The sequence below is a fragment of the Salmonella sp. A1325 genome, from assembly GCF_056991255.1.
Window position 1 is genome coordinate 1 of the sequence record NZ_JAMLWO010000044.1, and the last position, 280, is coordinate 280.

A 280-nucleotide genomic window follows, 5' to 3' on the forward strand; every position below is an offset into this window, starting at 1 on the left:
CTTTTCACCCGCTTTATCGTTACTTATGTCAGCATTCGCACTTCTGATACCTCCAGCAACCCTCACAGGCCACCTTCGCAGGCTTACAGAACGCTCCCCTACCCAACGAACGTATCCCTAAGCCAACTCGACTTTAATGAACGCTTTGACGTCGCTTCGCTCCGTCAATCGTCAACTCCGTAAAGTTGTCTTGGGTGATACGTTCGCTGCCGCAGCTTCGGTGCATGGTTTAGCCCCGTTACATCTTCCGCGCAGGCCGACTCGACCAGTGAGCTATTAC

General features: G+C 52.9%; 1 rRNA gene. It reads right to left on the minus strand.

What is annotated here, in order from left to right:
- Positions 1 to 280, minus strand: a 23S ribosomal RNA gene (locus NAZ64_RS22455); the annotation flags it as partial.